Source organism: Flintibacter porci (genome assembly GCF_041925195.1).
Lineage (GTDB): Bacteria > Bacillota > Clostridia > Oscillospirales > Oscillospiraceae > Lawsonibacter > Lawsonibacter porci.
Map to the genome: position 1 here is coordinate 136378 of NZ_JBHEVB010000006.1, position 22284 is coordinate 158661.

Below are 22284 nucleotides of genomic sequence, written 5' to 3' on the forward strand. Positions count from 1 at the left end.
CCTCGGACTGACATGCAGGCGGTTTCGTCGGACGGGCAGTACCACATTGCATCTTGTCTGATACGCCAAAAAATCCGTGACTGGACCATCCAGCCACGGATTTTTTATGTGCTTTGCGTCATGTCTGTGTAGTCGGAAATCACCTGATGGGCCGCTCCCTCGTCTTCACCAGGTCGGCCTACATACACCAGATACAAGTGCTCCTCCTTTGCTGCATGGAGAACAGCCGGGTCAGTGGTAAAAACCGCCGTAGCCCGGGGAGCTGTGCGCAGACGTTTGACCACCTTGTAGTACACCTGAGGGTCATCCAACCCAGTTCCATGCTCCTGGGCCTGCATGAGGCCCCGGAAATAGGAAGCAAGTCCTACCCCCTCCAGGGCGCGGCGGCACTCCTCCAAAGACTGGTCGGTCACGCCATACATCCAGACCCCCTCCATCTTCATGACAGACAGGAACTCCTTTACCCCACTGCGGGGCACTCCCGCCGCATCCAGCAGAGCGTCGGGCAGCTGAAAAATAGCTCCTTGCAGCCGCATCTTACTCTCTCCCCTTCCCAAATTCGTCCCAGCTCACCGGCCGCAGGCCGTCTCGTGTCCACAGGTTGGTGTGGGTGAAGCCCGCCGCCTGGGCCAGCTCCGCCGCCTGATCAAAGCCGAAGCACAGCTGGGGAGCGTAGTGACAATCAGAGTTTACAATGATTTCTCCGCCAAATTCCTTCAGCTGGCGCAGCAGGGCATTGCCGGGATAGGGCGTGGTACGGTAGCCCCGGGCAATGGCCCCGGTGTTCACTTCAAAGGCCACCTCCTGTTTGACCAGGTACTCCATAACCTCCAATGCCCGGCGCAGATACCGGGGACTGTCCTCATCGATGGTATGGGCCTGTTCATTGAACTTGGTAACCAGGTCAAAGTGGCCGATCCACTGACACCCCGTCTTTCGGGGCAGATCGGCCACCAGGTCGTAGTAGGCATCCGTATAGCGGTACCAGTCGCCGCCGAAGTACTCGTCCACCGCCCGCTGGCTGGCTTGGGCGCTCTCGTCCACATAGCAGGCCGCATCCCCCTGCTTCACACAGTGGACAGAACCAATCACATAGTCCAATCCACCGGGATTTTCCCCAAAGTAGTCCAGCTCCATGCCCACAAAGACTTCCATCCGGCCCCGGTATGCTTCCTGGAGTTTTCGGGCAGTCTCCAGGTAGATGGGCACATCCTTTTTGGGCAGGCAGAAGTCCTGGCCGTACTCCTCAAAGCTATGGCCGGAAAAACCGAAGTGGGTCACCCCAAAATCATAGGCCGCCGCCGCCATCTCCTCCAGTGTGCTCTTTCCGTCATCCAAAGTAGAGTGGGTGTGAAAATCGCCAAGCAGCATGGTGAATTCTCCTTCCGTGGCACGTTCTTAAATCATGCAGGTTCGTGATGGGCTCCTGCCTTAGGGACTTGTACTCTCTCAGTCAAGGGCAGACGCGAAACGAAGTTTCGCACAAAGTTCTTTTGCTGACTTTTCTTTTAAGAAAAGTCGGAGGCCATTTTTTCCTGCTTCACCTTGTGGTCAATGACGTGACGGGAAGCCAGCTCCGCCTTGATCTCGTCCAGGGTGATCCCGGAAGCCACCATCAGCACCATCACGTGGTAGGCCAGGTCGGCGATCTCATAGACCGTCTCCTTGTGATCCTGGTCCTTGGCGGCGATAATCACCTCGGTGCACTCCTCGCCCACCTTTTTCAGAATCTTATCCAGACCCTTTTCAAACAGATAGGTGGTATAAGAACCCTCTGGGCGCTCTTTGTTGCGCCCCTCCAGCAGGGCGTAGAGCCCCTCGTAAGAAAATTCACTCATTGTCAGTCTTCCTCGCTCTCATAAATTAGGTTGCCGTCAAAGCAGGAGTCGGTGCCCAGGTGGCAGGCAGGTCCCTCTTTGTTGACCCGCACCAACAGGGCGTCTTTGTCGCAGTCGGCCCGCAGCTCCACAATGTGCTGGTAGTTGCCGCTGGTCTCCCCCTTGAGCCACAACTCCTGGCGGGAGCGGGACCAGAAGCAGGTAAGCTTCCGCTTCAGGGAAATCTTCAGAGACTCCCGGTTCATATAGGCCAGAGTGAGCACCTTGCCCGTCTTGGCATCCTGCACAATAGCGGGGATGAGCCCGCGGTCGTCAAATTTCAAGGTATCCAGATCGATCATAGCCGCACACACACTCCGTTTCGTCTCAGCTCCGCCTTCAGGTCGGGGATGGCCACCTCACCGAAGTGGAAAATACTGGCCGCCAGACCGGCGGACAGCTGGGGCAGCTCCCGGAACAGGTCCACAAAGTCCTGGGTACCTCCCGCGCCTCCGGAGGCGATGACCGGTACCTTGACAATGGCACTCACATCCCGGAGCATCTCAATGTCAAAGCCCTTCTTCACACCGTCGGTGTCGATGGAGTTGACCACCACCTCACCGGCGCCTCGGTCCACGCCCTCTTTGATCCACTCCAGGGCATCCATGCCGGTGTCTACCCGGCCACCGTTGAGGAACACGTGGTACTTGCCGTCCACCCGCTTGGCATCCACCGAGAGCACCACGCACTGATCGCCGTAGCGCTTGGCGGCCTCACCGATGAGCTCGGGGCGCTTGATGGCCCCGGAGTTCACTGACACCTTGTCGGCCCCGCAGGCCAGGACCCGCTCAAAGTCCTCCACGCCGTTGATGCCGCCCCCAACAGTGAGGGGGATAAAAATGGTGGAGGCCACAGCAGTGAGGATGTCGGTAAAAAGCTTCCGACCCTCAAAAGAGGCGGTGATGTCGTAAAAGACCAGCTCGTCCGCGCCAGAGCGTGAGTAGTAGTCGGCCAGCTTGACGGGATTAGACACGTCCTGGAGGTTCAGAAAGTTGACCCCCTTCACCACCCGGCCATCTTTAATATCCAAGCAAGGGATGATGCGTTTGGTTACCACTCTTATCCCTCCATTTCCCTTAAAGCGGCTTTCAAGTCCAGTGCTCCAGTATACAGAGCCTTGCCCAGAATGGCCCCGTAGAGCCCCAACTCCTTAAGGCGCGTCAAATCCTCCCGGCTGGACACCCCACCGGAGGCAATGAAGTCCAGGGAGAACTTCTGGGAGAGCTGACGGTAGAGATCTACATTGGTCCCTGCCAGCATACCGTCCTTGGACACATCGGTGCAGATGACGGTGCTCACACCCAGCTTGCACAGTTTGGTGAAGAAGTCCTCTACGCTGTCTTGAGCGGTCTCCAGCCAGCCCTTGATGGCGATTTTCCCGTCCTTGATGTCCACGCCCACGGCGATGTGGCTGCCGAACTTGTCTAAACTCTCCTCCAGGAATGCGGGATCGGTCACCGCCTTGGTACCCAGAATCACCCGCTCCACCCCGGCATCCAGATACTTCTGGATGGTGTCCAGGCTGCGGATGCCGCCGCCGATCTCCACCTTCAAGCTGGTATCCTTGCAGATGGCCTCAATGACCGAGTAGTTGGGGGTGGAGCCGTCCTTGGCCCCCTCCAGGTCTACCGTGTGGAGCCACTGCGCTCCGGCATCCTGAAAAAGTTTCGCCTGGGCTACCGGGTCGTCGTTGTAAACGGTCATCTGGGCATAGTCCCCCCGGGTGAGGCGGACTACTTTTTTCTCATACAGGTCAATGGCAGGCAGTAAAATCATGCTCTTACCTCCATTGGCAAAATGCCTTCAAGATTTTCAGTCCCACGTCCCCACTCTTCTCCGGGTGGAACTGAGTTCCGAACACGTTGTCCTTCTGGACGGCGGCGGTGAGCTCCGGTCCGTACTCCGCCGTGGTGGTGCAGCACTCCCCGCAGTCAAAGCCGGCGAAGGAGTGGACAAAGTACACGTGGTCCCCCTCATTGAGGTCGGCAAAAATGGGGCTGCGTTCCCGGTCTTTGGGAAAGTGCAAGCCATTCCAGCCCATGTGAGGCACATCCAGCTCCGCTGGGATCACCGGACGGATGGGGCGCACTTCGCCGGGGATGAGTCCCAGACCCTGGTGTTCCCCGTACTCAAAGGAGCGCTCCAGCAGCAGCTGCATGCCAAGGCAGATACCCAGCAGGGGCTTTCCCGAGGCGGCCTGATCCAGCACCACCTGGAACATGCCTGTCTCCCGCAGCTTGTCCGCCGCGTCGCCAAAGGCACCCACGCCGGGGAGAATAATGTGGTCAGCCTGATTGAGCACTTGCTGGTCCCGGGTGACCACCGCCTCCGCGCCGATGGCGGAGAGGGAACTTTTCAGGGAGAACAGATTGCCCACCCCGTAGTCGATGATGGCGATCATGTTCCCGCCTCCTTCTCGTCAAAGCGGATATCCACCGCACGAGCGTGGGCGGTAAGGCCCTCCTTCTTGGCAAACAGGCTCACCTGACGGTACTCTTTCTCCAGAGCCGGACGGGTGTAATAGCTGAACTGGGACTTTTTGATGAAATCGTCCACCGACAGGGGGCTATAAAATCGTGCGGTACCCGAGGTGGGCAGGGTGTGGTTGGGCCCGGCGAAGTAGTCCCCCATGGGCTCCGGGTTCCACCGGCCCAGGAAGATGGAACCGGCGTTTTTGATCTGGCTCAAATAATCAAAGGGGCTGTCCACGCACAGCTCCAGGTGCTCCGGAGCGATGCGGTTGGCCACGTCGATGGCCTGCTCCAGGTCGGGAGCCACGATGATTTTGCCGTTATTATCGATGGAGGCCCTGGCAATCTCCTCCCGCTCCAGCAGGGGGATCTGGCGCTCCAGCTCCTGAGCCACCGCCTGAGCCAGCTGGCGGCTCTCGGTGACCAACACGGCGGAGGCCATCTTGTCGTGCTCCGCCTGGCTCAAAAGGTCGGCGGCCACAAAGGCGGGGTTGGACTTTCCGTCGGCAATAACCAGCACCTCGGAGGGGCCGGCAATCATGTCGATGTTCACCTGCCCAAAGACCTGCTTTTTGGCCTCAGCCACATAGGCGTTGCCGGGACCGACAATCTTGTCCACCTGGGGGATGCTCTCCGTTCCATAGGCCAGAGCGGCGATGGCCTGGGCTCCGCCCACCTTGTAGATCTGGGTAACGCCGGCAATCTTGGCGGCGGCCAGAATGGCGGGGTTCACCTTGCCGTCCTTTCCCGGCGGAGTGACCATGACGATTTCTCCTACTCCGGCGATGTGGGCAGGGATAGCGTTCATCAGCACGGTGGAGGGATAGGCGGCGGTGCCGCCGGGGACATAGATGCCCACCCGGGCCAGGGGCATGATCTTCTGCCCCAGGATGACCCCCTCTTTTTCCTCCATGATAAAGCTCTGCCGCTTCTGCTTGGCGTGGTAGGCCCGGATGTTCTTCGCCGCCTGCTCCAGCACGGCCAGAAACTCCGGCTCCTCGGCGGCCAGGGCCTCGTCCAGCTCCTGCTCCGTCACAGCCAGTGCAGACAGCTCCACCTTATCAAACTCCCGGGCGTAGTGGTAGAGGGCGGCGTCTCCCTCGGCCCGCACCCGGCGAATGATCTCCGCCACCGGCTGAGACACATCCTTTACCGCGTCGTGGCGCAGGAAGATATCCTGGTCCCGCACTTCATTCATATCATAAATCTTGATCATAAGCCGCCTCACAGATCCCGTTCCAGCGCGTCCCGCAGCCGGATGATTTCCTCGTGCTTAAACTTATAGCTCACCTTATTGCAGATAAACCGGGCGCTGATCTCCACGATGGTCTCCAGGGGAGCCAGGTGGTTTTCCAATAAAGTTTTGCCCGTCTCCACAATATCCACGATCACATCGGACAGGCCCAGGATAGGGGCCAGCTCGATGGAACCGTTCAATTTAATGATATCGATGTCCCGGGAGCGGGAATCGTAATACTCCGTGGCAATGTGAGGGAACTTGGTGGCTACCCGAAGCTGCCGGTTGGGGTCGTCATAAAAGTCCTTGGGACCGGCCACGCACATGCGGCACTTGCCCATCTTCAGATCCAATAGTTCATATACATCGGGGCGGTACTCCAGTAAAATATCCTTGCCCGCGATACCCACATCGGCGGCGCCCCGCTCCACATAGATGCTTACGTCGGAGGGCTTGACCCAAAAATAGCGCACCCCTTTTTCCGGATTTTCAAAGGTGAGCTTCCGATTCTTCTCTAAAATGGAGGGACAGTCATACCCGGCGGCGGCCATGCGCTCGTAGGCGCTCTCCCCCAGCCGTCCCTTGGGCAGGGCTACGTTGATCATACCAGCACCTCCTCGGGTTTCATACCCCGGACATAGCGTTCCGTCTTCCGGCAGCGTACCCCTCCAACCGGGTCGCCCTGCCGCTGGCAGCGCACTCCCAGCCCCCGGGAACGCAGCTTCTCCACAAAGGCAGCCAGATCAGCCAGGTCGGCGTCGGGGCCGTAGGTAAGCATCAGATCGGCGTCATACTGTTTCTCCCGGCCGAAGTAGGGCTCCAGACGCCCCATGTACAGGGCAAAGCCGATGGCTCCCACCTGCTTGCCCATCTTCCGGGGCAGATTGTCATACCGCCCGCCGGAGAGTACCGGGAAGGGGATGTTTTGAAGGAAACCCTGGAAGATGACCCCGTTATAGTAGTCCATACTGTTCACCAGGGAGAAGTCCAGGTGGACCCGGTCCCCCAGGCCAAAGCCCTCCAGGATGGAGGCCACCAGAGACAGCTGCCGCAGGGCGTCCCAGGAGGCATCATTCCGGGCCAACTGTCCGGCCTGGTCAATTCCCTGCCGCAGAGGGGCGTAGATGGACATAAGCTGGGCGATGGTCTGGGCATTCTCTATGGTAATCAGCCCCCGGTCGGCCAGAGCCTGGACACCGGGGGCATTCTTCTGGGCAATAAACTCCAGCACCTGCTCCCGTACCTGACCTGAGAGGGCCATATCGTCCAACAGGCACGAGACAAAACTTACATCAGACAGATCCAGTACACAGTCCTCGGAAAGCAGCTCCAGGGATTTGGCAGCCAGGGCAATGACCTCCGCCTCGGCGTAGGGGTCCAGCTGGCCTACCGACTCCACCCCCACCTGGAGGATCTCCTTAAAGGTGCCCCCCATGTCCCGGTAGACGTTCTCGTTGTAGTAGACCTTCTCGTTACTGCCATTGTTGTTCTTCATAATGGACAGGGTAATGTCGGGCTTGAGAGCCTTTAACTCACCGTCCACATCGGTAAAGGTAATGATATGTCCGCTTTTCAAAAAGTCCTTGTTCTGTGCGTACAGGTCATAGTCCTCAAACTTGGACATACGAAATTTGCGATAGCCGTACTGTTCGTACAGCCCGTTGAGTTGTTCTTCCAGCATTGATCCTTCCTCGCTTACAGCATCCCTTTGGTGGATGGAATTTCCGTTTCAAACCGGGGGTCGATGGCCACCGCCTGGCGCAGTGCCCGGCCCAGAGCCTTGAAGGCCCCCTCTACGATATGGTGGGAGTTGCGGCCGCAGACCTGGCGCAGGTGGAGGGTGAGGCCGGCGTGCTTTGCAAACCCTTCCATAAACTCATACACCAACTGGGTATCAAACGTGCCGATCTTCTCGGTAGGGATCTCCAGACCGTCGTAGTAGCCTCCCCGGCCAGAGATATCAACAGCACACAAAATCAATGCCTCATCCATGGGAAGGTGGAGGGAGGCGTAGCGGTTGATCCCCCGCTTATCCCCTAGTGCCTGGGCAAAAGCGTCCCCCAGGGCAATACCGATGTCCTCCACGCTGTGGTGGTCGTCCACTTGGGTATCCCCGTGGCAAGTGACATCCAGGTCCAATCCGCCGTGGCGGGCCAGCAGGGTGAGCATGTGGTCTAGAAAACCCACACCGCTCTCCACGGTGCTCTTTCCCGTGCCGTCCAGGTTGAGGGACAGGCGAATGTCGGTCTCGTTTGTTTTGCGGGCAACAGAAGCGGTTCTCATAGCAGCTCCTCCAGCTTCGTCAGGAAAATATCCATCTGCTCCTGGGTACCGATGGTAATGCGATTATAATCCCGGATGGGGTCCTTGTCAAAGTGACGCACCAGAACGCCCCGCTCCTTGAGGCCGCGGTAGATCGCTCCGCCGTCAGTACCCGGTTTCATGGCAAACAGGAAGTTGGAGCGGGAGTCCAGCACGGTAAAGCCCAGCTTCTCCAGCTTTTCCTTGGTATAGGCCCGGGTGGCCATGATCTTCTTACAGTTTTCCGTGTAGTAATCCTGCTCGGCGATGGCCTGTACGCCCGCCCGCAGAGTCAGCCGATTCACATTATAGGGGTTGGTGGAAAACTTCACCGTCTCTAGGTCCCGGATGAGCTCCGCATTACCGATGGCGTAGCCCAACCGGGCTCCTGCCATGGAGCGGGACTTGGAGTAAGTCTGCACCACCAGCAGGTTGGGGTAGGTCTTGATCAGCTCCACACAGCTCTCTGCACCGAAGTCCACATAGGCCTCATCCACCACCACCACGCTGTCCGGGTTGGCCTTGACGATGCCCTCAATGGCGTCTCGGCTCAGGGCCATACCGGTAGGAGCATTGGGGTTGGCAATGACGATGGTCTTATTGAGACCGTAATAGTCCTCAGGGGCGATGGAAAAGTCGGACTTCAAGGGAACGATCTGCACGGGAATGTGGTATAAGTCAGCAAACACGGGATAGAACCCGTAGGTGATGTCAGCGAAGGCCACCCCTCGGCCGTCGGTGGCATAGGAGAGGAAGGCAAAGTTCAGTGCCTCGTCGGAGCCGTTGCCCACATAGATGTTCTCCGGCTCCACCTTGTAATAGTCTGCCAGGGCCTTTTTCAGCTCCTTGCACTCGGGATCGGAATACAGGCGCAGGTCGGAGGCCTCCTTGGCATTGAGGGCAGTGATTACCCCAGCCGAGGGGGGATAGGGGGATTCGTTGGTGTTGAGCTTCACATACTGCTGATCTTGGGGCTGCTCACCGGGGGTGTAAGGCGCAAGATTTTTCAGTGCACCGCTGAAAAAGGTGGACATAGGTAGGCCTCCTTGTTTATTTCGCTAGTTCGCTAAAGTAATAACGTAATAATAAACACCTATCCTCGGTTTGTCAACCCCTCCCAGTCTGTTTTGGAAAAACCGTTGCCATATTTTTTGCCCCGTGCTACCATACTATTAAAAATGCCGGGGCTTCAGCCCCATGGATCAGGAGGTTCCCTATGTCAAAACAAAAATCCATCCCCCAGCGGGATGCCATCCCTCAGGAGTATACCTGGAACACCGCCGACCTCTACCCCACTGATGAAGCCTGGAAGGAGGAGTTCCAAACTCTGAAATCCCTCACCCAAAAGCTGGAGGGCTATGCCGGCCGTCTGGGCGAGAGCGCCCAGACCCTCTACGACTTTGTCACCTTAGAGCAGCAGGCCGGAGAGATGCTCAGCAAGCTCATGGACTATGCCCAGCGGAAAAGCGACGAGGACACCCGGGTAGCTACCTACCAGGCCATGGTGGGCCAGATCTCCACCCAGTATGTGGAGCTGGTGCGTGCCACCGCCTTTGAGGTGCCTGAGCTGCTGGCTCTGCCCGAGGAGCGTCTGGAGGAGTTTTATGCCCAGCTGCCCGAGCTCACCCTCTACCGCCGCTACTTCCACAACATCCAGCGCCGCCGCCCCCACACTCTCTCCCAGGCGGAGGAGCAGCTGCTGGCCGCCGCCGGGGAGCTGTCCCAGGCCCCCGATGACATCTTCTCCAAGCTCGCCGACGCCGACCTCACCTTCCCCGACGCGGTGGACAGTCAGGGACAGACTCACCCTCTCTCCAACGGCTCCTACACCCTGCTCATGTCCAGCCCCGACCGGGCATTGCGGAAATCCGCCTTTGAAAACCTGTACTCCGTCTACGGCGGTATGAAAAACACCCTGGCCGCCACTCTGGCCGCCCAGGTCAAGCAGCTCCAGTTCTTCTCCAAGGCGCGCCGCTACCCCAGCGCCCTGGCCGCCTCTCTGGACGGAACCCACGTCCCTGAGGAGGTCTATCACAACCTCATTTCCACCGTCCGGGCCAATCTGGACAAGATGCACCGCTATGTGCGTCTGCGGAAAAAGTTGCTGGGGGTGGACGAACTCCACATGTACGACGTGTACGCCCCCATGGTCTCGGGCGTAGAGGCGGAAATTCCTTATGAACAGGCCAAGGAGACCGTCTACCAGGCGGTAGCCCCTCTGGGTGCGGAGTACCAGGCTATCATCCGTCAGGCTCTGGACAACCGTTGGATCGATGTGTACGAGAACGTGGGTAAGCGCTCCGGCGGCTATATGTCGGGCGCCCTGGTCCACCCCTATATTCTGCTCAACTACCAGGATGACCTGGACAGCATGTTCACCCTGGCCCATGAGCTGGGCCACGCCGTCCACTCCTACCTCTCCAACCGCACCCAGCCCACCGTCTATCGGGACTATGTGATTTTCGTGGCCGAGGTGGCCTCCACCTGCAACGAGGCCCTGCTCATGGAGCATCTGCTCAAGCAGACCGACGACAAGCGCCGCCGGGCCTGGCTCATCAATCACTTCCTGGAGCAGTTTAAGGGCACCCTGTACCGCCAGACCATGTTCGCAGAGTTTGAACTGCGCATGGGCGAGCTGGTGGCTCAGGGCGAGACCCTGACTGAGGAGCTTCTCTGCCGGGAATACAAGGCCCTCAACGAGGCCTACTTCGGCCCCGACATGGTCTCCGACCCCCAGATCGCTCTGGAGTGGTCCCGCATCCCTCACTTCTACTACAACTACTACGTCTTCCAGTACGCCACCGGCTACTCCGCTGCCATCGCCCTGGCAAACCGCATCCTCACCGGCGGTCCCCAGGCGGTGCAGGACTACCTCACCTTCCTGTCCGGCGGGTGCAGCCAGGACCCCATCGACCTGCTGAAGGGCGCCGGGGTGGACATGGCCTCCCCCCAGCCCATCCAGGACGCCCTGGACCAGTTTGGCCGTCTGCTGGACGAGATGGAAGAACTTATGGCCTAAGCAAAAGAGCCGTTGGAACCAAGGTTCCAACGGCTCTTTTTAACTCAACCGCAGCGATTTGTAAAAGTCCAGGGTACTAAAGCCCCGCTCCAGCTGGGTAAGCAGATAGGCCTCGGCCACATCGGCAAAGGCGGACAGACTCTTCTCCTCCAGCTGGAAGGAAAATAGCCGTTTGGGGTCTCCGTAGGCCACGTGGCGCATGGCGGCTAGCGCCCCCTGATCCAGAGGCATGGACACCCCGTCCCCCACCTCGCCGCGGCAGCGGGCACAGTGAAGAACCCCTTCCCGCAGGTGGAACCGGGGTTCCTCCGGCTGGCAGCCGCACACCGCACAGGCATCCAGCACCGGCTCGTACCCCGCCAGACACATGGCACGCAGCTCAAAGGCTCCCTTCACCAGGGCCAGAGGGCGGTCCAACCGGTCCAGGGCGTGGAGGCTGTTTAAAATGAGGGACAGTAGCTCCGGACTGGGCAGCCCCTCCAGTGCCAGCGCCTGGGTCACCTCACCGAAGTAGCAGCCCAGAGAGAACTTGTCCAAATCCTCCCGCATGCCGCGAAACTCCCGCTCCACCTCGGCCTCTTTCACGCTCCAGCGGCCCTGGTACTCGTAGAGGATGAAATCCGACCACACCAACAGCTGACTGCCCGCAGCCAGAGGACTGCCTTTCCGGCGGCAGCCTCGGGCGGAAGCAGTAAGCTTTCCCTGCTCCTGAGTGAGCAGGGTGAGGATCTTGTCCGATTCCTTATACGCTGTTTCCCGCAGAACCAGGGCCTTGGTATGCAGATGCATGGTCAAACGCTCCTTTTATGTACGATGGGCCCGCTCCAGGCGGAGCGGGCCCCAGTCTCACTGCCATGGTGGAGGCAGCGAAGAAATGGTCTCCCCGTTTCGGGGCGGCAAGGTCGGTTCAGAACGGCCCCGCGGCTTCTCCCGCCGGGCAGCCAGGTAGGCCTGAGGCAGCCCGGTGGCAAAAAACAGTTCCCACATTCCATCCATGTCCGTCCCTCCGTTTTCTGTTTCTGGCCTTAGTATGGCGGAAGGAGTCGAAATTTATAGATGGAAGGTTTTGTTTATTCGTCCCGATAGCCGAAATTGTGAATGAGGTTGATGTTATCTCTCCAATTTTCCCACAAAAGCAGGCTTTTGTGGGAACCCTGATCTTATCCTTCCACCGGCAAAGTGAATTTGCCGGTGGACAAGGTTTTTGCAGCGCAAAAACACTTGGACGCGCCAAAGGCGCGGCTCGCTTGCGCTCGCAAAGAAAATTGGCCGAACTGCAAACTGCTTGAATTACTCATCCCGGTATCCAAAATTATGGATCAAATTGATGTTATCCCGCCAATTTTCTTTTACCTTCACCCAGGTCTGGAGATACACCTTGGTGCCCATAAACCGCTCCATGTCCTGCCGGGCCAGGGAGGACACTTTTTTCAGCATGGAGCCGCCCTTGCCGATGATAATACCCTTGTGGCTGTTCTTTTCGCAGTAAATGGTGGCATCGATCTCGATGACCTCGTCGTCCCGCTCAGAGAACTTGGTGATCTCCACGGCGGTCCCGTGGGGAATCTCCTTGTCCAGGCACTGGAGCAACTTCTCCCGCAAAATCTCCGCCATCATCTGCCGCTCGGGCTGGTCGGACACCATGCCCTCGGGGAAGAGCTGGGGGCCGTTGGGCAGGAATCCCTCCAACACGTTCAGCAGCTCGTCCACACCCTCGCCGGTTTTGGCGGAGATGGGCACCACGGCGGTAAAGTCGTGGGCCTGAGTGTAGACCTGGATGACCTCCAGCAGCTTTTCCTTCTGCTCCAGAGTATCCACCTTGTTGATAACCAGCACAGAGGGACAGCCCAGGGTCTTAATGCGGTCGATGAGCTGCTGCTCGGGCGCGCCGATATTGGGAATGGGCTCCACCAGCAGCATGATACCGTCTACGTCGGCCACGCTCTCCTTGACCACATTTACCATGTAGTCGCCCAGGCGGGTGCGTGCCTTGTGGAGGCCGGGGGTGTCCACAAAGACAAACTGGCTCTCTCCCCGGTTCAAAATGGCGGTAATGCGGTTGCGGGTGGTCTGGGGCTTATTGGTGACGATGGCCACCTTCTCCCCCACCAGAGCATTGGTCAGAGTGGACTTGCCCACGTTGGGCCGTCCGCACAGGGTGATGATACCCGACTTTTTGATTTCCATAAATTGATCCTCAACTTTCTTTCTGCGGCTTGAGCTATTGGCCGCGTGTTATTTTCTCACAATGCCCAGCGTTCCCAGAATTTCTTCCTCTCGCTGGCGCATTTGCTTTTTCATGGGGCCCTCGTCCATATGGTCGTATCCCAACAGGTGGAGCACCGAGTGGACGGCCAGGTAGGCCACTTCCCGGCGGGTGCCGTGGCCGTACTCCTCTCCCTGAGCCTTCGCCCGCTCCAGAGAGATCACCATATCTCCCAGAGGAACCAGGTTGTCGCCGGGGTCGGCGTCCTCCTGGGTGGGATGTTCCCCGGGCTGAAGGTCAAACATGGGAAAGGAGAGCACATCCGTGGGCCGGTCCACCTCACGTTGCTCCAGGTTGATCTGATGGATGCCCTCATCATCGGTGAACAACACGTCCACCTCGCAGGGCACATCCACTCCCTCAGCAGCCAGGGCGGCAGGGATCACCTGCCGCAGCAGGTCGGCATACTCCTCCGCTCCGTCCACCTCGGTCTCAATGATGATCTCGTGGTTCAATGTTGCCTCCTCCTCTGGCCCATCTAAGGGCTCGTCCAGCACCCAAGGCAGGTACAAACTGATGTCCAGGTCAAAGCTCGGCTCAGGGAACTCAGGCTGGATATTGTAACACTCATGGCCCACCATCATCTGAAATGTGGGGAATACGACCGGTGGGCCCCAAGCGGTGCCGTTATTCTGTTTCTTCTCCGGCGTTTGGACCACCGTGCCCGCCACGCGCCAGCTGATCTCGTAGAGCAGCCCCTTCTTTTCCCAGCTTTCGTCGTGGTAGAGTTCGCACACATACGTGGCCTTCTCCACCGGGATGGACAGGCTGTCCAGGATATGCAGGATCTCCTCCGGCAGCTTCCGTTCCCTGGCCAAAACCAGGAAGTTGCGGCAGTGTCCGCAGGTACAGCTCCATTCCTCCGCCTGAGCATACCAAGCTCGGGTGGCCTGTTCATCTACCTCCAACTCATAGCCCCAAAGGGACAGCCGGGTCATCTCCGGTTCTCCTTTTTATTCTTGCGCTCCTCGTCCACCTCGTAGGCCTTGATGATGCGCTGCACGATCACATGGCGGACCACATCGCTCTCATTGAGACGGCAGATGGCAATATCCTCCACGCCCTTGAGCACCCGCATGGCCTCCCGCAGGCCGGACACTTTGTCTCCGGGCAGGTCGATCTGGGTAATATCGCCGGTAATGACGATCTTGGAGCCAAAGCCCAGGCGGGTCAGGAACATCTTCATCTGCTCCCGGGAGGTGTTCTGGGCCTCATCCAGGATAATGAAGCTGTCGTCCAGGGTACGACCGCGCATGTAGGCCAACGGAGCCACCTCAATGTTGCCCCGCTCCAGATACTTCTGATAGGTCTCCGGACCCAGCATATCAAACAGGGCGTCGTACAGGGGGCGCAGGTAGGGGTCTACCTTACTCTGCAAATCGCCGGGCAGGAAGCCCAGCCGCTCTCCCGCCTCCACAGCAGGACGGGTCAGGATGATGCGGTTAATTTCCTTGGCCCGGAAGGCAGCCACTGCCGCCGCCACCGCCAGATAGGTCTTGCCGGTACCGGCAGGGCCGATACCCAGAGTGACTGTATTCTTCTGAATGGCCTCCACATACTTCTTCTGGCCCAGGGTCTTAGCCTTGATGGGCTTCCCCTTGGCGGTGATGCACAGCACGCCGGCAGACAGCTGCTGTACCTCCTGCTCCCGGCCCTCCCGCACCAGCTGAAGGACATAGCGCACATTCTGTTCGTTGATAGCCTCTCCCCGTGCGGCCAGGCCCATCAGGTTCTCGATGGCATGCACGGCAAATAGGACTTGCTCCGGGTCCTCCCCGGACACCTTCAGCTGGGAATCCCGGCTGATCACCGAGACCCCCAGCTCATGCTCGATCAAACGGATATTCTCGTCAAAGGAGCCAAAGAGGCTGATGGTATCCTCCAAGCGCTCCAAACTGATGGTCTGTTCTGTCATTGGTATGATTACTCCTGTTCGGCAGAGGAGTCCTCCTCTGGAATTTCCCGTGAGCTGGGCGTCTCCTGGCCAATTTCCTCCTGGCACTCGGCGCTCAGCGTGACTTCCAGCATCCCGTCTGCCACCCGGGCGGTGAAGTTTTGGGACAGCACCTGTCCATCCGGGCCGATCAGATCCTGGAGCCGGCGTGCCAGTCCCTCCTCCACCAGAGCTTGGGCCGCTTCCACATCCACGTCCACACTCTGCGTCTCATAGGCACGGCAGCGCTGAGCCGTAAGCATCATGGGCAGGCGCTGGCCGCCGGGGAGGCTTCCCTGGTACACCGTCGTTATTTTATCATAAGACTCCCATGGAATGCTACTGTTTCGGAAAAAATCCAGGGAAAATCCAAAAAAGCTTATCGACCACAGGGTACGCTCTTTCCCGGTGTACTCCTTCACCTGGGCCTGGAGAGGTATGGCACCCCGCAGGGTACGCCACGTTCTGGCCCACACCCGTCCCCGGGCGTGGGTCTGGTAGTAGCGGGTGGGCAGGTCGCTGTACTGAGGAGGCGGCATGCTGACCAGGCCCGAAATCACCACCTCGCCTTTTGCTACCGTATCCCCCTCCGCTACCAGCGCCTCTCCGGCCAGCGGCTCCACCTGGAGGATGATCCCGTCGGCCTGGGACACCACATCGTAGTACCCCTCCTCCCGGTCCAGCTCCGGCGCCTTGACCGCCTCCCGCACCACCACCTCCAGCCGGGTACCGTAGAGATTGATGGACATCCAGGACAGATCTGGCATCTCCAACAAGACACGTTGGGCAATACTCTTGCGGTCCAGACTTGGTCCGTATACCCCCGGGCGCACCCCCTGCTGGCGCAGTTGGGAGAGGATGGTGGCCGAGGATACCTGCTCATTGCCCGTGACCTGGATGGTGAGAATAAACCGGGAGAGAATACACACCGCCGCCACACTCAGTGCCAGCCCCACCAAAAACGCGTAGCGCTTGCGGAAGCGGCTCAGGAAGGCAGGCAGTCCCCTGCTGTCCTCTATTTCGATCTCGCACCCCACACGCTGCGCCAGCTCCTCCAGCCGCCGCAGTTTCTGACGCAGAGTAATGAGCCGCAGGGCGTGCTCGTCCACCCACTCCAGCCCCCAGCAGGGCACCTGCTCCTGGGCGCACAGATTCAGCAGCCGCTCCGGAAAGGCTCCCCGGGCCGTGAGAGTTACCGTCCCTCGCAGGAGATTTTCTACCTGCCTCATGCTCCCCCTCCTACTCCATGCGGATGTCCGCGATCTGCCCGGTGATGAGCAGCTCCAGGCCCGTCATAGCCCGCAGCTCCAGCTCCCGCCCGGTGACCCGCACCACATAGGAGCCCGCGCTGATATGGATCTCCTCGCTCCCATAGGCCAAAATTCCCTTGTGGTTCTCCATACGCAGCTCTCCCGTTCCCACCAGTTCCAGCCTGGGCACCCCCGCCATCGCATCCGCGGGCAGGTCCAGCAGCTGAGCGGTCTTTTCCAACAGGCTTCCCTTTCTGCCCCCCATACCATCACCCTTTCCCGCTATTTCTATGCCTTAGGGGACAAAAACATGCGGCCGGCGAACCTCTTGTCCGCCGGCCGTTTGCCGTTTTTTATGTAATTACACCGGTCCCTGCCGGAAGCGCTGGATCATCTCCCGGGTCAGCGATATATCCGAGCCTCCCACAGGCAGGTTTTCCCGGTCAAACCAGGTCCCCTCGCCCAGTTCATCCGCCTGAAGGGTCACCGTCTCATCATCGGTATCCAGGTCGCAGTAGAACCCGGCCAGCAGGCTGCTGGAAAAGCTCCAGGGCTGGCTCTTGTAGAAACGGATGTTCTTCACCGGAAGCCCCACTTCCTCCATGACCTCCCGGCGCACCGTATCCTCCAGAGGTTCGCCGATCTCAGCAAAACCGGCAATGAGGGCATAGTTGCGGTACGCCCCCGGGCGGGAGTACTTGGTGAGCAGCAGGCGGTCACCGTGAGTCACGGCCACGATAACAGCCGGAGAAATGGTGGGATAGACCAGATTCCCGCAGGCGGGGCAGCGCATGGCGCGCTCTACCTTATCGTGCTCCATATTCTGGCCGCACCGGCCGCAGAAGCGGTGGTTTCCGTACCACTGGTGCAGCTGGCTGGCGGTGATGCCTGCAAAGGCCAGCCACCCGGGCTGCATGGAGCGGAAGTGGGAATCTTTCACCAGCAGAGAGGCCTCCAGCACGCTCTGGGGAACCTCCCGGCTCCAGTGAAAGGCAGTCTCATCGATACGGAAGAAGTAGGTGGTCTCCAGCGTCTCACCGCCGGTGAGGTCCGTAACCTCCTCCCAGGTGAAGGGCTCGCCGGTGGCGGCAGAGAGCAGAGTGCTGCCCTCATGATAGAAAAAGACCCGATCCCCAGCTTTGGGCTGGGTGGGATGATAGGCATTGTCGTAATGGTGGGGAGCGATGTCCTGGATCATATGGTTCCTTCTTTCTCTGTTTTGGCCCAATTATAGCAGGTTTTCACCCTGTTATTATGACCCAGCGGCATCAGCCTGTCAACCATTCTGAGATAAACTCTCCTGCGCGCGCAGGGTAACCGCCACCAGCTCCGGACCGTTCCACAGACGCGGGAAAGGGGTTCCGTTGCCCAGTCCCCGGCTGACCACCACCTGGGTCTGCCCGGCGGTATGGACCCCCGCCGTCACCTGCGGCCAAAGCCCCTGATCCGGAGCAAACACCGCTCCAAGCACCGGCAGGCGTACCTGTCCTCCGTGGGCGTGACCGGAGAACACCAGGTCTGCCCCGCAGGCCCCGTAGGTCTCCAGCAGGCTGGGCCGGTGGGAGAGCAGCACATGGTAAGCCCCGTCCACAAACTGCTCGCTGGCCGTCTGTCCCATAGCGCGGATGGCCTCCGTCCGGCTTCCCGAATAGGCGGTCACATCCTTGACCCCCACCAAATTCAAAGACGCACCATGGTGCTCCAGCACTACGCCTTCGTCCTCCAGAATGGTGACTCCAGCCTCCTCCAGCCCCCGGCGCAGGATGGCATAGTCCGGATTATCCACCTCGTGGTTGCCCCGGACAAAGTAAGTGGGGGCAAAACGGACGGCCAGCGCCGCCGTAGCCAGAGCCTGGGAAAAGTCCCTGTCCTCCCGGTTCACCAGGTCACCGGTCATCACGATCAAATGGGGCTGGAGCTGTTCCAGTGCCTGCTCCAGTTCCTGATCCAGCTTTGCACTGTGCAGGTCCGCGATCTGGACGATCCGGTACCCGTCCAAACCTTCCATCCCCTGAGGCAGCGCAACTTCATATTGGCTGACCCCAAGCGCGCTCTGCAGCGCCCAGACACATGTTCCCAGAAAAGCTGCCCCAGCCAGGGCCGCTGCACCAAAGAGTCTTTTTTTGTGGCTTCGCTTCATTTTACCTCCTGCTCTGCCTGTACCAACAGGCCCAGTTTGTCATCCAGTGTAACCCGTACAGGTCCTTGCTCCATCTTCACCTGACAGCGGCCAAGACTGTGCTCATCCATATCCCACAGTTCCACCATGACCCGCCCCGTCTCCGACACCTCAAACCCGTAGGATTCTCCCCGCTCCAGAGGGCTGCCATCCGCCATGGTCACGCCCTGACTCTCCTGGTCGGAGCTGACGGTAATAGAGCCAATGATGGCCGTACTGTCATTATACACCACCAGATCCGGCGTTTGCTCCCCCAGAGCGCGATTCGAACCGGCGCAACCGGCCACATTCAGGGCCAACAACAATCCTGACAACAGGACACAACTTTTTTTCATGTTGTCCTCCTTATTCAGCAGTCCACTTCCAGGACATACAGCAGTCCTGTCTCCGCATCCAACATGGCAAAGGTACAGTTTTGCATCACCGGATTGTAGGCACAGACCTCGCCATACCGCTCTTTGTACCGGTCCCGGTAAAACCAGAACCCTTCTGTGTTCTGAGGAAGTGTCCCCAGTGTCTTTCCATAGTCCGTCCAGACCGACTGGAACTGCTCCATCCAGTCTTCCTCTACCGGAAGAGGTGTCCACTGCTTTGCAATCGACTGCACCGTGCTCTCCCCCGCCTGGGAATTCGGGATCCGTACAACTGCAGCCAGTACTCCGTCGCCATGAAAACCTCCGTGGCTGTCCTCACAGACGATTTCGGTCCCTGCGGGAAAAAACAGGCCCAGCCGACTCTCCAGATGTCCCTTAGTCCCCGAAGCGCTGGAAACAGCCCACAAAGCGACACATGCCACAATCACTGCCGCGGGTATCAAAAGAAAGAAGCGCTTTTTCATGTCTCCTCCTAGGCATCTGCTCTTTAGAATTTCATCTCAAAATAGTACCAGCACGGAGCCAACGGTTCCACATAGCAGCGGTTATCTCCTGGATTCTCTTCCCAGAGCCAACCTTCTCCATCGGGGACCGCTCCCTCCATAGACATTCCCTGAAATCCTACCAAACGATTGTCTGTCACATAATTTACACCCCAATACCGGGTAGACGAACCAAATCCCCACCCGCCATAGTCAAAGCAGACTACATCGTCAAACCGGCTCACATCCCGCCAGCCGGAAGGCGCCTCCGCCTCCTGCCCTGCCAGGACTAATTCCGCGGTTTGAGTCAACTCTTCCAGGTCGGCGTGGAACTGCCGTTCCACCCGGGACTTTTGCTCTGCCTCCCAGGGTATCCGAAGATCTGAAACAGCAAATACATGACCCGATCCAGCCCAAAACAAGTACGCCCAACGTAATATCCAGCATGATCGTTTTAACTCCTACCTATCGCACCTAGAATCAGTACACCAAGCTGCGTCATCTGTACTCTGGAATATCCCATGGGATTTCTGACCACCCCAGAGATTCTCCCAGCAGGAAGGGCCCATTGTAGCGGTAATAGGAGTAGGTGGCATCCCGAAAGGAAGACTTCTGCATAACTACCTGCTGCCCCTGCCAAGTTCCCACCTCTTCCGTCCGGGTAATCAACACCAAATAGAAAAATCCCACCAAAAACACAGCAAACACAGACAGTGCACATCCTATTTTTACAAGGCAGCCAATCCATTTCGCGGGAAAGTGCTGTACGGCGTACCAGGCTACGGCAATCAACAGCACAATCGATACTGCTCCCCAGAAATATACCGGCACGGTGTACACACAGTTTCGCAGCCGGACGCTTACGTTCGACTCTGCCCAAGCTGTCCCCAGAAGCAGGACCATTGACAGACCCCAAAGGCCAAACAGCACGCCCAGCTTCCGCCGGCAACTTGGCCGGAGAACCAGTAAACCGATCCCCACTCCCAGTGCAGGCAGCCACAGAAAGGCGGAGCAAATACCCAAGAGGAACAAATAAAGGGGCAAATACATCAGAGCCACGGCTCACCCCTCCTCATCAGGGACATACTCCAAAATGTCTCCCGGCTGGCAGTCCAGCGCCTTGCAGATGGCCTCCAGAGTGGAAAAACGTACCGCCCGTGCCTTGTTGTTTTTTAGAATAGACAAGTTGGCCATGGTAATATCTACTTTCTGGGCCAGTTCTCCCAGGGACATCTTCCGTTTGGCCATCATCACATCCAGATTCACTACAATCCCCACGGAACATCCCTCCTTAAATGGTCAGATCCTGGTCCTCTTTCAGCTCCGCCGCCTGACCAAATAGGGCGGACATGACCAGAAACAGCAAACCGGCCATAAAGAAAATAGGAATCGCCACCGCATTATAGGTAATCAAAGGCGCTACGTTCCGAAGTGCTACGATTTCCGCCACAACACGCACCACAGCCGCACCGGAAATCACCCAGCAGCAAACGGCCGCCTGTTTCATGGCTCTCGCGTTTTCCCGCACAAAGGGACTTGTTTTTAGGATGGTATTCAAAATGCGGTTTGCCCGGTTTAAGATCATCGCGGTGCAGCCGCCGCACAGGAGCAAAAACGCGGAATATGCCACGTGGACCCAGTCTTTCCAGATCTCTGCCCAGGCAACGAATGCCAATCCCAGCATAGGCACATAGACGTCATCCTCGCCAAAGGGGCGGATCTGCAGCAGGTGTAAGATCCGGTCCGCTAACTGCTGAAACAACCCCAGCGGAGACAGCAAAACGACACAGGGAACGAAGAACAAGGCGATAAGATTACAGATAAAAACCGCCAGCACAAGCCCTTTCAGCAAGCGAGCCAATTTTTCCACATTACTCTTACCCATAGAAAGCCCTCCTTGTCTTTGAGGCTATTCTAGCGTCCTCTGTTTTGAATGTCAATATTTATTTATTGTTTTTCAATAAATTTTTGTTGATAAAGAATTTACTCATCTAACGCACATATATACTCCCGCAGAGCCTTGCGACGCCGCCTCCAGTCCGGCATCCGGATATCCATGGCGGCGTAAAAGCCCGGGCCATGGTCGTGGTGAAGAAAGTGGACCAGTTCATGGAGGGCTACATAGTCTCGCAGTTCCTGGGGACAGCGGGCCAGAGCGCTATTTAACGTAATGTACCCCTGGCGGTAGTGGCAATTTCCCCACTGGCTTTTCATCTTCCGCACCCGTACCTGAGGCAGCGGCACTCCCGCATCCGATACCAATGGATAGACCCGAAGCACCGCCTCTCCCAGCAGCCGCTTACATTCCTCCCGATCTACCGGCGGCGGCAGCGGCTGAGATTGGGGCGCAGGTTGATTGCGCAAAATCCAGCCGATTTTCTCACGAATAAACTGGTCTGCCTGCTCCTCGGGGCAGCGAAGAGGTACAGACAAAATCGCTTGTCCTTGACGGTTAAGCCGCAGATTCAGATTTTTGACCCGCTTTTTCACCAGCAGGTAAGTCAGCGCTCCCTGAGGAGTATCCACTACCCGGTACTGTTCCATGTTGCCGCCTCATTTTCCAAAAGTTTTGGGTATTGTATCAGGATTTTTTCTAAAATACAAGTGACCCCCCTGGTCCACGCCTTGATATAATTTTGAAATACCTTAGTTTTTTTAGGGTTTCTCTTGATTTCTTTCGTCTGTTCTGCTATTCTATGGTATAGTCTGATTTGACAGGCTGATCTTTATATGCAGCGGTATCGAAGTGGTCATAACGGGGCTGACTCGAAATCAGTTTGCGAGCAATCGCACGAGGGTTCGAATCCCTCCCGCTGCGCCATATCGCCGCAAGCGTTACAGCGCTTGCGGCGACTTTTTTTGCCCGAAATAGGCAGCGGCATGGAATAAATTCCA

Annotated in this window: 30 protein-coding genes and 1 tRNA gene; 3 read left to right on the top strand and 28 right to left on the bottom strand. The window is 58.2% G+C overall.

Annotation, left to right across the window (positions count from 1 at the left end; genetic code table 11):
- Window positions 1-104: 104 nt before the first annotated feature.
- From ACEVJL_RS08240 to hisC, 12 genes are all read right to left on the bottom strand, one after another.
- Window positions 105-536: an HAD family hydrolase gene (locus ACEVJL_RS08240; RefSeq protein WP_374737450.1), complete on the bottom strand. Its 432-nt coding sequence runs from the start codon at window positions 534-536 to the stop codon at window positions 105-107.
- Between the two features lies 1 nt (window position 537).
- The gene (locus ACEVJL_RS08245) at window positions 538-1371 is read right to left on the bottom strand and encodes a histidinol-phosphatase HisJ family protein (RefSeq protein ID WP_374737451.1); all 834 of its coding nucleotides are present in this window, start codon (window positions 1369-1371) and stop codon (window positions 538-540) included.
- A gap of 137 nt (window positions 1372-1508) precedes the next feature.
- On the bottom strand, window positions 1509-1838 hold the full coding sequence (hisE, locus tag ACEVJL_RS08250) for a phosphoribosyl-ATP diphosphatase (protein ID WP_020989505.1): 330 nt from the start codon (window positions 1836-1838) through the stop codon (window positions 1509-1511).
- 2 nt (window positions 1839-1840) lie between these two features.
- Complete coding sequence (gene hisI, locus ACEVJL_RS08255; RefSeq protein ID WP_325207198.1) at window positions 1841-2179, bottom strand: phosphoribosyl-AMP cyclohydrolase; 339 nt, start codon at window positions 2177-2179, stop codon at window positions 1841-1843.
- Window positions 2176-2934 (bottom strand): imidazole glycerol phosphate synthase subunit HisF, encoded by a 759-nt coding sequence (gene hisF / locus ACEVJL_RS08260; RefSeq protein ID WP_008980129.1) that lies wholly within the window; start codon window positions 2932-2934, stop codon window positions 2176-2178. The genes hisI and hisF overlap by 4 nt, the downstream gene beginning before the upstream one ends.
- A 2-nt stretch (window positions 2935-2936) precedes the next feature.
- Complete coding sequence (hisA, locus tag ACEVJL_RS08265) at window positions 2937-3653, bottom strand: 1-(5-phosphoribosyl)-5-[(5-phosphoribosylamino)methylideneamino]imidazole-4-carboxamide isomerase (protein ID WP_374737452.1); 717 nt, start codon at window positions 3651-3653, stop codon at window positions 2937-2939.
- 4 nt (window positions 3654-3657) lie between these two features.
- Complete coding sequence (gene hisH / locus ACEVJL_RS08270) at window positions 3658-4278, bottom strand: imidazole glycerol phosphate synthase subunit HisH (RefSeq protein ID WP_374737453.1); 621 nt, start codon at window positions 4276-4278, stop codon at window positions 3658-3660.
- Window positions 4275-5564 carry a histidinol dehydrogenase gene (hisD, locus tag ACEVJL_RS08275; protein ID WP_374737454.1) on the bottom strand — a complete coding sequence of 430 codons (1290 nt, stop codon included), beginning with the start codon at window positions 5562-5564 and terminating at the stop codon, window positions 4275-4277. Before hisD ends, hisH begins: the two co-directional genes overlap by 4 nt.
- 8 nt (window positions 5565-5572) lie before the next feature.
- On the bottom strand, window positions 5573-6190 hold the full coding sequence (gene hisG, locus ACEVJL_RS08280) for an ATP phosphoribosyltransferase (RefSeq protein WP_235397511.1): 618 nt from the start codon (window positions 6188-6190) through the stop codon (window positions 5573-5575).
- Entirely contained in the window at window positions 6187-7266 is a 1080-nt protein-coding gene (locus ACEVJL_RS08285) for an ATP phosphoribosyltransferase regulatory subunit (RefSeq protein WP_374737455.1), read from the bottom strand. The genes hisG and ACEVJL_RS08285 overlap by 4 nt, the downstream gene beginning before the upstream one ends.
- Before the next feature lie 14 nt (window positions 7267-7280).
- A complete protein-coding gene (gene hisB, locus ACEVJL_RS08290) occupies window positions 7281-7868 on the bottom strand; it encodes an imidazoleglycerol-phosphate dehydratase HisB (protein WP_235397507.1) in 588 nt (195 codons plus the stop codon).
- The gene (hisC, locus tag ACEVJL_RS08295) at window positions 7865-8920 is read right to left on the bottom strand and encodes a histidinol-phosphate transaminase (protein ID WP_374737456.1); all 1056 of its coding nucleotides are present in this window, start codon (window positions 8918-8920) and stop codon (window positions 7865-7867) included. The genes hisB and hisC overlap by 4 nt, the downstream gene beginning before the upstream one ends.
- Window positions 8921-9102: 182 nt before the next feature.
- Here hisC and pepF point away from each other — a divergent pair, with 182 nt between their 5' ends.
- Window positions 9103-10905 (top strand): oligoendopeptidase F, encoded by a 1803-nt coding sequence (gene pepF / locus ACEVJL_RS08300; RefSeq protein ID WP_374737457.1) that lies wholly within the window; start codon window positions 9103-9105, stop codon window positions 10903-10905.
- Window positions 10906-10944: 39 nt separating this feature from the next.
- Here the strand turns inward: pepF and recO are convergent, their stop codons facing one another.
- Together recO and ACEVJL_RS08310 are read right to left on the bottom strand one after the other, a co-directional pair.
- Complete coding sequence (gene recO, locus ACEVJL_RS08305) at window positions 10945-11694, bottom strand: DNA repair protein RecO (protein ID WP_191905422.1); 750 nt, start codon at window positions 11692-11694, stop codon at window positions 10945-10947.
- Between the two features lie 57 nt (window positions 11695-11751).
- Window positions 11752-11901: a hypothetical protein gene (locus ACEVJL_RS08310; RefSeq protein WP_235397338.1), complete on the bottom strand. Its 150-nt coding sequence runs from the start codon at window positions 11899-11901 to the stop codon at window positions 11752-11754.
- Between the two features lie 98 nt (window positions 11902-11999).
- On the opposite strand from ACEVJL_RS08310, the gene ACEVJL_RS08315 reads away from it, so the two are divergent.
- Window positions 12000-12194: a hypothetical protein gene (locus ACEVJL_RS08315; protein ID WP_235397336.1), complete on the top strand. Its 195-nt coding sequence runs from the start codon at window positions 12000-12002 to the stop codon at window positions 12192-12194.
- Between the two features lies 1 nt (window position 12195).
- Here ACEVJL_RS08315 and era read toward each other — a convergent pair whose 3' ends face one another.
- The 14 genes from era to ACEVJL_RS08385 form a co-directional block, all read right to left on the bottom strand.
- Window positions 12196-13092 (bottom strand): GTPase Era, encoded by an 897-nt coding sequence (gene era, locus ACEVJL_RS08320; protein WP_374737458.1) that lies wholly within the window; start codon window positions 13090-13092, stop codon window positions 12196-12198.
- Window positions 13093-13140: 48 nt separating this feature from the next.
- Window positions 13141-13626 (bottom strand): rRNA maturation RNase YbeY, encoded by a 486-nt coding sequence (gene ybeY, locus ACEVJL_RS08325; RefSeq protein WP_235397348.1) that lies wholly within the window; start codon window positions 13624-13626, stop codon window positions 13141-13143.
- Window positions 13627-14105: 479 nt separating this feature from the next.
- Window positions 14106-15086: a PhoH family protein gene (locus ACEVJL_RS08330; RefSeq protein ID WP_235397334.1), complete on the bottom strand. Its 981-nt coding sequence runs from the start codon at window positions 15084-15086 to the stop codon at window positions 14106-14108.
- Window positions 15087-15094: 8 nt separating this feature from the next.
- Window positions 15095-16333 carry a sporulation protein YqfD gene (locus tag ACEVJL_RS08335; RefSeq protein WP_374737459.1) on the bottom strand — a complete coding sequence of 413 codons (1239 nt, stop codon included), beginning with the start codon at window positions 16331-16333 and terminating at the stop codon, window positions 15095-15097.
- A gap of 10 nt (window positions 16334-16343) precedes the next feature.
- Window positions 16344-16619, bottom strand: coding sequence for a YabP/YqfC family sporulation protein (locus tag ACEVJL_RS08340; protein WP_008980114.1), 276 nt, complete (start codon window positions 16617-16619; stop codon window positions 16344-16346).
- Between the two features lie 96 nt (window positions 16620-16715).
- Entirely contained in the window at window positions 16716-17552 is an 837-nt protein-coding gene (gene nudC / locus ACEVJL_RS08345; RefSeq protein ID WP_374737460.1) for an NAD(+) diphosphatase, read from the bottom strand.
- A 78-nt stretch (window positions 17553-17630) separates the two neighbouring features.
- Window positions 17631-18494, bottom strand: coding sequence for a metallophosphoesterase (locus tag ACEVJL_RS08350; protein WP_374737462.1), 864 nt, complete (start codon window positions 18492-18494; stop codon window positions 17631-17633).
- On the bottom strand, window positions 18491-18868 hold the full coding sequence (locus ACEVJL_RS08355; RefSeq protein ID WP_008980111.1) for a hypothetical protein: 378 nt from the start codon (window positions 18866-18868) through the stop codon (window positions 18491-18493). Before ACEVJL_RS08355 ends, ACEVJL_RS08350 begins: the two co-directional genes overlap by 4 nt.
- 14 nt (window positions 18869-18882) lie before the next feature.
- On the bottom strand, window positions 18883-19371 hold the full coding sequence (locus ACEVJL_RS08360; protein WP_235397324.1) for a hypothetical protein: 489 nt from the start codon (window positions 19369-19371) through the stop codon (window positions 18883-18885).
- A 23-nt stretch (window positions 19372-19394) separates the two neighbouring features.
- On the bottom strand, window positions 19395-19733 hold the full coding sequence (locus ACEVJL_RS08365) for a hypothetical protein (RefSeq protein WP_235397322.1): 339 nt from the start codon (window positions 19731-19733) through the stop codon (window positions 19395-19397).
- 154 nt (window positions 19734-19887) lie between these two features.
- A complete protein-coding gene (locus tag ACEVJL_RS08370) occupies window positions 19888-20448 on the bottom strand; it encodes a hypothetical protein (protein WP_374737463.1) in 561 nt (186 codons plus the stop codon).
- A gap of 3 nt (window positions 20449-20451) precedes the next feature.
- A complete protein-coding gene (locus ACEVJL_RS08375; protein WP_008980106.1) occupies window positions 20452-20667 on the bottom strand; it encodes a helix-turn-helix domain-containing protein in 216 nt (71 codons plus the stop codon).
- A 13-nt stretch (window positions 20668-20680) separates the two neighbouring features.
- Window positions 20681-21274 (bottom strand): DUF2975 domain-containing protein, encoded by a 594-nt coding sequence (locus tag ACEVJL_RS08380; RefSeq protein ID WP_008980105.1) that lies wholly within the window; start codon window positions 21272-21274, stop codon window positions 20681-20683.
- 98 nt (window positions 21275-21372) lie between these two features.
- The gene (locus ACEVJL_RS08385) at window positions 21373-21933 is read right to left on the bottom strand and encodes a M48 family metallopeptidase (RefSeq protein WP_374737464.1); all 561 of its coding nucleotides are present in this window, start codon (window positions 21931-21933) and stop codon (window positions 21373-21375) included.
- Between the two features lie 188 nt (window positions 21934-22121).
- On the opposite strand from ACEVJL_RS08385, the gene ACEVJL_RS08390 reads away from it, so the two are divergent.
- A tRNA-Ser gene (locus ACEVJL_RS08390) sits at window positions 22122-22210 on the top strand.
- Window positions 22211-22284 lie beyond the last annotated feature (74 nt).